Origin of the sequence: Argonema galeatum A003/A1, from assembly GCF_023333595.1 — a bacterium.
Classification (GTDB): domain Bacteria; phylum Cyanobacteriota; class Cyanobacteriia; order Cyanobacteriales; family Aerosakkonemataceae; genus Argonema; species Argonema galeatum.
The window spans coordinates 167,320-179,773 of the sequence record NZ_JAIQZM010000012.1; the positions used below are offsets into that span (position 1 = coordinate 167,320).

Here is a 12,454-nt window from a genome sequence, read left to right on the forward strand (position 1 = left end):
AAATGCGGACAATTAAATCCCTTGCTTGGGTCGTTGGTCTATCTGTAGTTGCCGGGTCGCTAACGGTTGGGCCAGTCAGGGCTGACCACGCTCCCGATATCACGGGAACCAATTATTGGAACAACACAGCGCCTCGATTTGGTGGTCGAGGCGGTCGGTTAGATCCCCAGTTGGCCGATCGCGTCAGAAGGTTCAACGATGAATCCCAACAAGCCTATAACGCTTGTCTGGCAGCAGTCGAAGCGGCACCGCCAAGTGCGGGCGGCCCCCGACAGTATTTAAGAAATCCCCAAGAAGTTGCAGGCGAATATCCAGCTGCGTGTCAGCGGCTGAATGCCTTAAGGAATGATCGAGACAACTTGAGGAACGAATTGGAACGAGTAGGACAAATAAGTCCAGCTTTTAAGAGTTGGTAGAGTTTCGCCCCCATAGTGAGTGAGGAGAAGTGATAACAGCTATGATGCAGAAAAAGCTTAAGAGATATCGGGCTGCCGGGGTACAGTTGCTGATGGGAGCGATCGCCGCCGGACTTGTAGGGAGCTTCTCGACAGCAGTTAAAGCTCAGATGACCATCCCCGATCGCGGTATCCAATATAACGAGGATACCCTGATCGAATTTGAATTCAGAGAATCCCACGGCTATTACAGGTCAACCTTTGGCGTCATCAACTTAGCTACCCGTGAAATGACCGATCTGATTGCCGAAGTTAAACCCTTTGACGACTTTAGCGATCGATCTGAACTTAATAATCCCTCCACGCGCACCGATGACGTTGGCACATCAAGGGATTTTGTGGGGACACCCGGTAACTCGGTGCCAGATCCCATCAGGCGGTTTACGTTTGATGCCAATACTCAGTATGCCTTCTACCTAAAGGTTTTTCGCCCCAACGGTACACTTTTAACCACACTTTACTCGACAAGATTCGAGCAACTTAGTGGTAGCCAAGATGCAGATTCTGCCCAGTCTGTAGGTGGTTTATCTGACGGAAAGGTGGGCGATCGCAAAGGCGTCCGCATCAGCTGGGATGATACCGGAGTACTGCGACCCGACGGTGTTCGTCCTCCTGGAAAAGATCGCGACTTCGACGACTTCATTGTCGAAGCTGGCGGTTTTCTAGTAACCTCCGCCCCTTGCCCCAGAGTCAAGTAATACCGCTCTTTGAGGTTAGTGAGGTATAGAAAAACCCGGTTTCTTCAAGAAACCGGGTTTTTGGGCTGTACTGTTGCTCCACTTCATGTATAGCTAGGGACTAGGGGCTAGGGGCTAGGGGCTAGGGAAGAGGGAAGAGGGAAGAGGGAAAAGGTTACTCCGTAAGGGATTTGGAAAATAAGTAAGAGTTGGAGTTGCCCTAACCGACGAGAGCGGTTGCTATAAATTGTAGGGGCGGGTTTTGCCATGATTCTGGTCGGTTAGCCACAAATTATCTGCAAAACCGTTCGGCAGATCTCACGGCGAAGCCCGCCCCTACGCTATGAAGAAAATCGTTTTATTCTACCTCACTCGGCTTTTGATTTAGACAGCAGCCAATTCTGGATGCTCAATCCTTGTTCCCAGAAGTTTGAGGAATTCAGCTAGCCAGCGGGGATGCGCGGGCCAAGCCGGTGCCGTCACCAGATTGCCATCAACCATCGCCTCATCTACGGGAATATGAGCATAGAGTCCGCCAGCCATAGTCACATCTGGGCCACAGGCGGGATATGCCGTGCAACTCTTACCTTCCAGGACTCCAGCAGCAGCCAAAACCTGCAACCCGTGGCATATTGCGGCAATAGGTTTATTTGCTTCGGCAAAGTGGCGGGTAATATCCAGCACCTTCTCATTTAAACGAATGTACTCCGGCGCACGTCCCCCAGGTACTACTAAGGCGTCGTAAGCTTCTGCTTCCACTTCATCAAAGTCGGCGTTTAACGTAAAATTATGACCTGGTTTCTCGCTATAGGTTCGATCGCCCTCAAAGTCGTGAACGGCTGTTCGCACTTTTTCACCGGCTTTTTTGTCGGGACAAACAACATGAACGGTGTGTCCAACCATCTGTAGGGCTTGGAACGGCACCATGACTTCATAATCTTCCACATAATCACCGACAAGCATCAAAATCTTCTTGGCAGCCATATTTTAAATCCTTCTTGACTTAGCTAAACTCACTCTAGCAACCAACTAAATAAGCCTTTTACTGTAAGGCTAAAATCTTTGGCAAATTCTGGCACTGGCAAAAGTGTTCCAGCTTCGTGGTAAAAAGCGATCGATCTGGCAGATAGACAAACACAGATTGTTCCGTTCTGAAAAACTTACTCAAACTTACTCATCAAACTCCAGAAACCTGAATATAAGTAGGTTTGACGTTTCCTTCCTGTGTTAAACGACAGCGAAAACTCAATGTTAAGTTAATCGTTGCACCCTTTCCTGAAAAACAGCGCGGTTCTGACCAATTTTTCTTCCAAGCTTCTTCTCAACACCCACGAACGTTAGCTGGTTCTGCACAAAGGTTTTGCACTTATTTTGAAAGGCTGGGGCAACGTTGGAAAGCACTATAGGAGGCTTGGGATTGCGATGTTGTCCCCGATGAGGTTGTTTTTAGTACCTTTGATTCTGTGCCAACTTGCGTCGATCAACATCTGAAACCTGCCTGTGCTGGCAGCGATCGCTAGAAGTCTAATACAAAACCAGTATAAAGATTAATGTTGAGTGATTGCTAACAGACGAGCAATCTCGGTATATTCCTTACGGCCTTTAATTAACTTGGGGCAAGCGGCGATCGCTTTACGTTAGGCAATTACCCTCTGTCAATAGCTGCTATAACAAGATCACCTGATTGAGGAACGTCAGCCCCAAGTCTAGCCTTGCCGCTGCCTCTCTCAACATTCTGTTCACTTACTTGAAAACTTGAACGATCGCTGCCAGCTCAATTCCGTCAAACCTTGATGTTGGATAGAGATCCACCTCAAGGACAATTACCCTTCCAGGCAGAAAACGCTAGAGTTTAACCAATTGTCAAGCCAACATTTTGAGTTCATATAATTAGGAGAAAATTCGTATGGCAGCTTCAATTACCTTTGCAGGACAGAACATAGGTTCGATTAACGAAGGCGACGGTAGAGATTTTAGGGTGGGAGCTACACTGGAGTCAGTGTGGGAAGTGATCGTAGCTGCCTACCCCACGGCTGATATAAGCAACACCACGTTCGTTTTTACGCCGCTTACTCTTGACCCAAACTCTGTGGCGAATAGCTCAGATTTCTTTAATTTTGGCACTCAGTTTTTTATCCGCACAAATGGAACCGTGGGCTCAGTCGTCATTACTAATAATGACAGTGAGATTGAAATTAATGAAACCTTTTCTTTCCAACCTGTACTCACTAACTTGGAGATTGAGACTGCCGACAGACGAACGTTGGCACTGCTCAACCCTACACAGATTACAGAACTATTTGCTCCATCGGGTGGTCTGACGCTGAATCTTGGTAAGGTTACAGGCACCATCATTGACAATGATTCCCCGCCGCCTATTAACCAAGCGCCCACAGCCGTCAATTTCGTCAGCACCACAACTTCTCTTGATGAGAATACCAGCACTACCACCCGCATCAAAGTTGCTGATATCGACATTACCGACGATGGACTGGGCACAAATGTTCTGAGTTTGATGGGTAGCGACGCAAGCGCATTTGAGCTGGATGGCACCACGTTGTATCTGAAAGCCGGAACAACCCTCGACTACGAAACCAAATCGAGCTACACCATTAGCGTTAACGTCGATGATGCTTCTGTTGGCAACACACCCGATGCCAGCAACACCTTCACCCTCAGTCTCAACGATCTGCCGGAAAATGTTGCGCCTGTTGCCAATCCAGACACCAAATCCACCAACCAAAATACTCCCCTGATCATTAGCAGCGCCGATCTTCTAGCCAATGACACCGACACTAATGGAGATCTGCTCAACATTACCGGAGTCAGCAATGCGACGGGCGGTACAGTTGGCTTCAGCAATGGCAATGTTTTATTCACCCCCAATGGAGACTTCACGGGCGCTGCTAGCTTTGACTACACCATCACCGATGGACAGGAGACTGCAACGACAACAGTAACCGTCAACGTTGCCCCTGTGGCAGGCATCAATCGCTCTGGCGGCAACGGCAAAGATACCCTCACTGGCGGTTTGGGCAGAGATACCCTCAGCGGCGGCAATGGGGATGACATCCTCAACGGAGGGGCAGGTGGAGATACGCTCAGAGGCGACAATGGCAACGATACCTTGATTGGCGGCACGGGCAGAGATACCGTTACAGGCGGCAACGGTAACGATATCTTTGTGATTGCAGCGGGATCTGGCACTGACACCTTCACTGACTTCAAGAAGGGCACGGATGTGGTCGGGTTATCAGGTGGATTGAGCTTTGGTCAGCTTTCGTTCAGTGGCAATCAAATCCTTGCAGGCGGTGAAACGCTGGCGAATTTGACGGGAATTGATACAACAACCTTGACGCAAAGCAACTTTATTACGATCTAGAATTCGTATTTAGCAGGAGCGATCGCCCTTCTCCGTCTCAGTAGCGATTCTCCGAAGGAGAGGCTACTGAGATGGTGAGCGCAGTGGAGAAACACGGTCATAGCTGCTATAGGAAGATCACCTGATTGAGGAACGTCAGACCCAAGTCTAGCCTTACCGCTGTCTCTATCAGCATTCTGTTCACTTACTTGAACGATCGCTGCCAGCTCAATTCCGTCAAACCTTGATGTTGGATAGAGATCCACCTCAAGGACAATTACCCTTCCAGGCAGAAAACGCTAGAGTTTAACCAATTGTCAAGCCAACATTTTGAGTTCATATAATTAGGAGAAAATTCGTATGGCAGCTTCAATTACCTTTGCAGGACAGAACATAGGTTCGATTAACGAAGGCGACGGTAAATTTTCTGAGGCGGGAGCTACACTGGAGTCAGTGTGGGAAGTGATTTTAGCTGCCTACCCCACGGCTGATATAAACAGAACCGCGTTTAGTTTTACGCCGCTTACTCTTGACCCAAACTCTGTGGCGAATAGCTCAGATTTCCCTGAGTTCAGCTCTCAGTTTCTTATCTTCACAGATGGAAGCGCGGGCTCAACCATCTATACTAATAATGACAGTGAGATTGAAGATAATGAAACCTTTTCTTTCCAACCTGTGCTCACTGCCTTGGAGATTAGGGATAGTAACTCCGGGCGGTTGGCATTGCTCAATCCTGCTCAGATTACAGAACTATTTGCTCCATCGGGTGGTCTGACGCTGAATCTTGGTAAGGTTACAGGCACCATCATTGACAATGATACCCCGCCGCCTGTTAACCAAGCGCCCACAGCCGTCAATTTTGTCAACACCATAACTTCTCTTGACGAAAACACCAGCACTGCCACCCGCATCAAAGTTACTGATATTACTATCACCGACGATGGACTGGGCACAAATGTTCTGAGTTTGGTGGGTAGCGATGCAAGTGCATTTGAGCTAGATGGCACTACGTTGTATCTGAAAGCCGGAACAACCCTCGACTACGAAACCAAATCGAGCTACACCATTAGCGTTAACGTCGATGATGCTTCTGTTGGCAACACACCCGATGCCAGCAACACCTTCACCCTCAGTCTCAACGATCTGCCGGAAAATGTTGCGCCTGTTGCCAATCCAGACACCAAATCCACCAACCAAAATACTCCCCTGACCATTAGCAGCGCCGATCTTCTAGCCAATGACACCGACACTAATGGAGATCTGCTCAACATTACCGGAGTCAGCAATGCGACGGGCGGTACAGTTGGCTTCAGCAATGGCAGTGTTTTATTCACCCCTAATGGAGACTTCACGGGCGCAGCCAGCTTTGACTACACCATCACCGATGGACAGGAGACTGCAACGACAACAGTAACCGTCAACGTTGCCCCTGTGGCAGGCATCAATCGCTCTGGCGGCAACGGCAAAGATACCCTCACTGGCGGTTTGGGCAGAGATACCCTCAGCGGCGGCAATGGGGATGACATCCTCAACGGAGGGGCGGGTGGAGATACGCTCAGAGGCGACAATGGCAACGATACCTTGATTGGCGGCACGGGCAGAGATACCGTTACAGGCGGCAACGGTAACGATATCTTTGTGATTGCAGCGGGATCTGGCACTGACACCTTCACTGACTTCAAGAAGGGCACGGATGTGGTCGGGTTATCAGGTGGATTGAGCTTTGGTCAGCTTTCGTTCAGTGGCAATATGATCGTGGTAGGCGGTGAAACGCTGGCGAATTTGACGGGAATTGATACAACAACCTTGACGCAAAGCAACTTTATTACGATCTAGGGTTCGTGTTTAGCAAGAGCGATCGCTCTTTTCCGAGTCATCTCAGTTGTGATTGGGTGTGGAGCCGTAGTGACGAGCGATCGCTATCCTCACAACGTTCATTCTGCAATCGGTGATGATCGTGTGAATGAAAGCGATCCAAACCCATTGCACACCGACCGATTGAGGGCGATCGGTATGCCCGAAAAGCTACTAGCGGCGGGTGAACAGGAGCGTTATGCTTATCCTGAAAAGTCCTCTCAGGATGAGAAAGTTATAACTGGTTTGTATCCAGAGAGATGACTTGCTCGGATGCCAGAATACCTCCAACTGCGATCGCTTCCAGTCTTCCCGTTTCCTGGGGATGCTGAGTCTTGACTTTGGCGAGTCCTACGGAAAGCTTCGCTAACGCCTCCTCAATCCTTGCTGCCTGAGCAATGTAGAATTGAAACAAGTAAGTAGCTTTTAACCTGGCAACGTAGATTGGGTTGATTGCGATCGAAAATCTAATATACCTTCAGGGTTTCTACGTTGCATGATTTATGTCACACAACACTGGTTGAGTTTGGCTACTGAGAGCCATATTTTAAATCCTTCTTGACTGAGCTAAATTCACTCTAGCAACCAATTAAACAAGCCTTCTACTGTAAGGCTAAAATCTTTGGCAAATTCTGGCACTGGCAAAAGTGTTCCAGCTTCGTCGTAAAAAGCGATCGATCGATCTGGCAGATAGACAAACACAGATTCTTCACCTGGATCGATCAGCCACCCCATCTGAGTTCCATATTTGAGGCAATGCAAAATATTCTTGATAACTTTAGTTTGGCTTTGATCGGGAGATAAAATTTCGATTGTCCAATCGGGAGCAATTGAAAAGACGTTATCAACCCCACCATTTTCCTTACGTGGGATTCTGTCCCACAGAAACACAGAAATGTCAGGTACAATTGAGCGTCCGCCAAAGGTACAACGAAGCTCTGAGAAAGCCCGCGCAGTCTGTTTGGGTTTGACGACCGAGTTGATTGCAGGTGCTAACTCAGTTTGAATTGCGCTGTGTTCTCCTTGTGGCATAGCTTTTTGAATAATATGCCCATCAATATATTCGCTAGCAGGTTCTGTCTCCGGCAGCGTCAGGAATTCTTCTAGAGTAAGGGGTTTGGCAGGGGTCTGTACCATTTAAAGTTTATTTAAGACAGGTAAGTTGCACTGCTTCTACAAGTTATTCTACAAAATAGAGCTATCTGTTGGAGCGATCGCTTTATCCCCAACAACTATTGCATTATATTATTGCTTGATTATTTTCGGTAGAGGTTAGCTTGTATAGCGCCACAAAGTTATATTATATAGCTCAAATTAATTTATGCCTACCGATAGAGCCAAAATCGAAAAAATTCTTTTAGGCTAATGTACACCTTTAAACGTATTAATAAAGAATTAGGCAATAAAATGAAAAACGTCAACCTAGCTACGCCGAAAACGCTTCCAAGGTTCCTGCGTAGCGATACAGTTGAGGCGAAATTGCACTTGTACGAACGAGCGATCGCGGCAACCAGCACGGGAATCGTAATTGCCGACGCTCTTTTACCAGATTTACCGATTATTTACTGCAATTCTGCTTTTGAGCAACTTACAGGTTATTCAACCGGGGAAGTTTTAGGGCGCAACTGCCGCTTTTTACAAGGCCGGGACACGGACCCATCTGCGATAGCCCAAATTCGAGAGGCAGTGCGCGATCGGCGGGAATGCCGAGTGGTATTGAAAAACTATCGAAAAGACGGCACCCATTTTTGGAATGAATTGACAATTTCCCCAGTCAGTGACGCCAGCGGTAGCGTCACTCATTTTATTGGGGTACAGCAGGATGTAACTCAGCAACAAGAAGCTCAAAGGAGATTGCAAAAGCAATCTGCCGCTATGAATGCTGCGATCGATGGCATGGCTATTGTTAACCAAAAAGGAGAATTTGTTTATCTAAATGAAGCTTACGCCCAACTTTATGGATATGAGTTTGCAGAAGAACTAATCGGGAAAAGCTGGAAAAGTCTTTACGATGAAGCGGAACTGAGAATATTTAAGCAATATATTTTACCTGCTGTGGATAAACACGGACGGTGGCGGGGTGAAGCGGTCGGTTTACGACAAAATGGCAGCAAGTATCGGCAAGAATTATCTTTGAGCGCGATCGAAGCAGAGATGGGAATGGTTTGCGTGGTGCGGGATATCAGCGATCGCAAACGAGCGGAAGTCGCACTGCAACAGGAAAATGAAGACCTCGAACGCCGCCTCACCGTAGGCAGCGTAGAATTGAGAAAAGTCATTGACAAACTGCATAGGGAAACGCTGCAACGCCAACAGGCGCAAGCAATTTCCCGCGAAAGCGAAGCACTTCTGCGCCCAGTTGTCACCAATTTACCGATCATCCTATATGCAACCGATAAAAAAGGCGAGGTTACTCTTTCTGAGGGTAAAGGATTAGAGCCTCTAGGTTTAAAGGCTGGGGAGTTAGTTGGGCGATCGATCTTCGATTTGTACCGTCACGAACCTGAGATTATCAGCAAAATCAGTCACGTCCTCGCAGGAGGAGAAGCTGCCTGGACTGCTGAAATGGGAGACTTGGTGTATGAAAATCGGGCTACACCCCTGAAAAACCAAAGCGGTGAAGTGATTGGATCGATCGGTATGGCATTGGATATAACCTATCATGTCAAGGCTGAGGAGTCATTGCGACAGCAAGCCGAACGGGAACGGCTAGTAAGTGCGATCGCTCAGCGCATCCGTCGATCGTTAAACTTGGAAGAAGTTCTCAATACCGCCGTGCAAGAAGTGCGGCAATTTCTCCAAACAGACAGAGTGGTACTTTACCGCTTTTACCCAGATGGGAGTGGTGTAGTGGAGGTGGAATCTGTTGGTGAAAATTGCCAGCCAATTCTGGGAATACCAATTCACGACCCTTGCTTTCTGGGAAAATACGTTCAACAATACCAACAAGGTCGCATTCGTGCGATCGGAGATATCTACAATAGCGGTATTGCCCAGTGTCACATCGATTTACTAGCACAGTTTCAGGTGCGAGCTAACCTAGTAGTTCCGATTCTGCAAGGAGAAAATTTGTGGGGACTGCTGATTGCTCATCATTGTAGCGGCCCAAGGCAATGGCTGGAATCGGAAGTCAGCTTGCTAGGACAGCTGAGCGTGCAAATAGCGATCGCCATCCAGCAATCCGAACTATATCAAAAACTGCAAGTCGAACTTATCGAGCGCGAACAAGCCGAAGCTGCCTTACGACAAAGGGAAGAATTGCTATGCCAAAAAGCCTGCGAACTGGAACAAACCCTGCACAAACTGCAAAAAACTCAAACCCAACTTATTCAAAGCGAAAAAATGTCAAGTTTGGGGCAATTAGTTGCAGGTGTAGCTCACGAAATTAATAATCCCGTCAACTTTATTTACGGCAATATCGAGCCAGCTAGAAATTACATTCAAAACCTGTTAGAACTCCTAGAACTTTACCAGCAGCACTGTCCTCACCCAGGCTCGGAAATTGAAGACAAAGCCGAAGATATTGACCTAGAATTCGTCAAGCAGGATTTACCGAAACTGTTGGAATCAATGCGGGTGGGAGCCGATCGGATTCGCGAGATAGTGCGTAGTCTCCGCTACTTTTCCCGCACCGATGAAGCCGAGATGAAAGATGTTGATATTCACGAAGGCATCGAAAGTACCCTGTTGATTTTGCAAAACCGTCTCAAAGCTAATGGCGATTATCCCGGCATTCAGGTTATCCAAGAATATGCCGACCTGCCCAAAGTGGAGTGCTATCCCGGACAGCTCAACCAAGTGCTGATGAATATACTAAGTAATGCGATCGATGCTATGCAACAAGGGTGTCAGGTACAGGGTGTGAAGTGTGGGGCTACACCAACCATTTGGATTCGCACCAAAGTTTCGGACAACAACCGCATTGCCATTCAGATTGCTGACAATGGACCGGGTATGAAAGACGCCGTTCTTCAGCGTCTGTTTGACCCATTCTTTACAACCAAGCCAGTTGGTAAAGGCACGGGTCTTGGTTTATCTATCAGTTATCAGATTATAGTTGAAAAGCATGGCGGTCAATTGCATTGCTTTAGTCAGCCTGGAGAAGGTACGGAATTTGCGATCGAGATACCACTCCAGCAGCAGGGGTTAGGGGCTAGGCTTCGACGTGAGCGACTTCGGCGTGAGCGCTCAGTCGAACGCTCAGCCGAACGGGACTAGGGGCAGAGGGGCAGAGGGGCAGAGGCTTCGACGTGAGACGTTCGGCGAGCGCTCAGTCGAGTCGCGCTCAGCCGAACGGGGCAGAGGAGAAATTTTCTTGACAACTGACAACTGACAACTGACAACTGACCACTGACCACTGACAACTGACAACTGACAACTGACAACTGACCACTGACAACTGACCACTGACAACTGACCACTGACCACTGACCACTGACTAATTCCGCCATTTTTGTGCGAACTGTACCAAAACTGCTTTAGAAATTTGCCCTTGCAGCCACTCTAAAGCCTCGTTTTGATCGGACAAGTCACCATAATACTTGCAAACATTAACCAGAGTTAAAGGTTGCGGTTGCACTGCTACAGGCGATGATTGGTTACGCCATCTTTTAGTAAACTCATCCATTATGGGTTTAGAAATTTCCCCTTGCAACCATTCTAGAGCTTCATTTTGTTCGCTCAAGCCTTTATAAGACTTGCAAGCATCAATAAGAATCAAAGCTTCTGATGGTAGTGGTTCTGGCGGCGGTGAAGTAATCAGATATTTCCAAGTTTTTGCCTCTACCACTCCATCCACAGTCAAACCTTTAGATTTTTGAAACGCGCTTACAGCAGCTTCTGTATTGGCACCAAAAATGCCATCAATAACCCCAGGATTAAAACCCCAAGCTTTGAGATACAGCTGCACATCTTTGACTTTCAATACCCTTGAGCCTTTCTTTAAAGGTGTGGTTGGTGGAGCTAATTTCTCACCAACAGCTTTCCGCAAACGGGGTAGCTGACTGTATAGCCAGTCGCCAGGGCAATCAGTTGCTTTAAAATCGCGATGTCCTTTAATATTGTCAGGATTGATATTGTAGGTAGAGCAAAGAGAAGCGCACAAATCTACCAGACTGTTCCATTGAGCCACTCCCATCTTATGGGTCATGAAATTGCCTTCATTTTCAATCCCCGGTGATTCGTTTGCCGCCTTATTTCCTGCATGGGCCGATCGAACGCAATGTCCTTTGACAATTGCTGCTAAAGTACCTTGTCTTCCCTCTAGCAAAAATCCGTCAATTGTATTCAAAAAATTGTGTCCGGAATCGTTCCAGCCGTTAGTATCCATGTGGGAGTGTTGAATACTCCTGGCTAGCTGTTTTGCTCCCTCCAATGTTCCGGTTCTTACGTACTTAGTGTGCTAAAATGTTATGAAAATGCCATAAGAGTAAAGCCCGTATTTCAAAATTATTAAAATTTCTAAATCCAAATCCACAACGTTTTAACAATTTTAATTTATTATTAATTCCTTCTACTATCCCGTTCGTTGTCCTTTTTTCAAAATACCCTAATACCTCTGGGAACCATCGCTTAATTGTTGCTACACTATTTCGATAATATGGTTCGGCTTTCTTTAACCAGTCAATTAGTCCTAATGTCCCTTCTCCCAGAGATTTACTATTTTCAAATAATTCGTGAAACTCTTCTTTTAATGAGTGCATAATTTTCACCTTCGGTGAAGCTTCTTTTACTTGCTCTAATTTTTCTTTTTGCTTTTCAGATAACTTATTCTCGGCTTTCAGTAATGTATATTTACTTCCTTTCAAGCTGCTAAATAGTTTATCCCGTTCCTTAGCGTTTAATGATTCTGCCGTTTTCTTTTGGTCAATTCTAGCTTGATTTAACTCTGAATGAACTATTTTTGTGACATGAAATCTGTCCACTGTCACTTCTGTATTTGGACAGATTTTATGTACTAACGATTTATAATTACCAGTCATATCCATACTTACTTCTTCTATCTGAAATAAGACTTTTTCTCCCCATTGTTGCATCACTTTTTCGATCTCTGACTGGGTTCGACATGACACTAATCCTACTAGCTTATGTCTTTCTAAGTCTACTAA

The 12,454-nt window shown here is 46.8% G+C and carries 12 protein-coding genes and 1 pseudogene; 7 read left to right on the forward strand and 6 right to left on the reverse strand.

Features of this window, described 5'->3' with window-relative positions; genetic code table 11:
• Nucleotides 1-2 precede the first annotated feature (2 nt).
• Entirely contained in the window at nucleotides 3-416 is a 414-nt protein-coding gene (locus tag LAY41_RS15275) for a hypothetical protein (protein WP_249066420.1), read from the forward strand.
• Nucleotides 417-457: 41 nt separating this feature from the next.
• A complete protein-coding gene (locus LAY41_RS15280) occupies nucleotides 458-1,153 on the forward strand; it encodes a hypothetical protein (RefSeq protein ID WP_249099302.1) in 696 nt (231 codons plus the stop codon).
• Between the two features lie 363 nt (nucleotides 1,154-1,516).
• On the opposite strand, the gene LAY41_RS15285 is transcribed toward LAY41_RS15280, so the two are convergent.
• Nucleotides 1,517-2,116, reverse strand: a complete 600-nt coding sequence (locus LAY41_RS15285; RefSeq protein WP_249099305.1) for a DJ-1/PfpI family protein — start codon at nucleotides 2,114-2,116, stop codon at nucleotides 1,517-1,519.
• 242 nt (nucleotides 2,117-2,358) lie between these two features.
• On the opposite strand from LAY41_RS15285, the pseudogene LAY41_RS15290 reads away from it, so the two are divergent.
• A pseudogene (locus tag LAY41_RS15290) lies at nucleotides 2,359-2,538 on the forward strand (hypothetical protein); the annotation flags it as partial.
• Between the two features lie 500 nt (nucleotides 2,539-3,038).
• Nucleotides 3,039-4,514, forward strand: a complete 1,476-nt coding sequence (locus LAY41_RS32295; protein ID WP_275974151.1) for a cadherin-like domain-containing protein — start codon at nucleotides 3,039-3,041, stop codon at nucleotides 4,512-4,514.
• On the opposite strand, the gene LAY41_RS15305 is transcribed toward LAY41_RS32295, so the two are convergent.
• The gene (locus LAY41_RS15305) at nucleotides 4,511-4,759 is read right to left on the reverse strand and encodes a hypothetical protein (RefSeq protein WP_249099307.1); all 249 of its coding nucleotides are present in this window, start codon (nucleotides 4,757-4,759) and stop codon (nucleotides 4,511-4,513) included. The two genes, LAY41_RS32295 and LAY41_RS15305, sit on opposite strands and share 4 nt — an antisense overlap.
• A 94-nt stretch (nucleotides 4,760-4,853) precedes the next feature.
• Here LAY41_RS15305 and LAY41_RS15310 point away from each other — a divergent pair, with 94 nt between their 5' ends.
• Both LAY41_RS15310 and LAY41_RS15320 read left to right on the forward strand, forming a co-directional pair.
• Nucleotides 4,854-6,329, forward strand: coding sequence for a cadherin-like domain-containing protein (locus LAY41_RS15310; RefSeq protein WP_275974152.1), 1,476 nt, complete (start codon nucleotides 4,854-4,856; stop codon nucleotides 6,327-6,329).
• Between the two features lie 48 nt (nucleotides 6,330-6,377).
• Complete coding sequence (locus LAY41_RS15320) at nucleotides 6,378-6,611, forward strand: hypothetical protein (RefSeq protein ID WP_249099312.1); 234 nt, start codon at nucleotides 6,378-6,380, stop codon at nucleotides 6,609-6,611.
• On the opposite strand, the gene LAY41_RS15325 is transcribed toward LAY41_RS15320, so the two are convergent.
• Complete coding sequence (locus LAY41_RS15325) at nucleotides 6,583-6,762, reverse strand: hypothetical protein (RefSeq protein ID WP_249099314.1); 180 nt, start codon at nucleotides 6,760-6,762, stop codon at nucleotides 6,583-6,585. The genes LAY41_RS15320 and LAY41_RS15325 overlap by 29 nt on opposite strands.
• 158 nt (nucleotides 6,763-6,920) lie before the next feature.
• Entirely contained in the window at nucleotides 6,921-7,484 is a 564-nt protein-coding gene (locus LAY41_RS15330; protein ID WP_249099318.1) for a Uma2 family endonuclease, read from the reverse strand.
• A 270-nt stretch (nucleotides 7,485-7,754) separates the two neighbouring features.
• Here LAY41_RS15330 and LAY41_RS15335 point away from each other — a divergent pair, with 270 nt between their 5' ends.
• Nucleotides 7,755-10,565, forward strand: coding sequence for a PAS domain S-box protein (locus LAY41_RS15335; RefSeq protein ID WP_249099322.1), 2,811 nt, complete (start codon nucleotides 7,755-7,757; stop codon nucleotides 10,563-10,565).
• Between the two features lie 220 nt (nucleotides 10,566-10,785).
• Here LAY41_RS15335 and LAY41_RS15340 read toward each other — a convergent pair whose 3' ends face one another.
• A complete protein-coding gene (locus tag LAY41_RS15340; RefSeq protein WP_249099325.1) occupies nucleotides 10,786-11,676 on the reverse strand; it encodes a peptidoglycan recognition protein family protein in 891 nt (296 codons plus the stop codon).
• A gap of 64 nt (nucleotides 11,677-11,740) precedes the next feature.
• Nucleotides 11,741-12,454 (reverse strand): ISL3 family transposase (locus LAY41_RS15345; protein ID WP_249099328.1); only part of this gene is annotated, 714 nt, incomplete at its 5' end.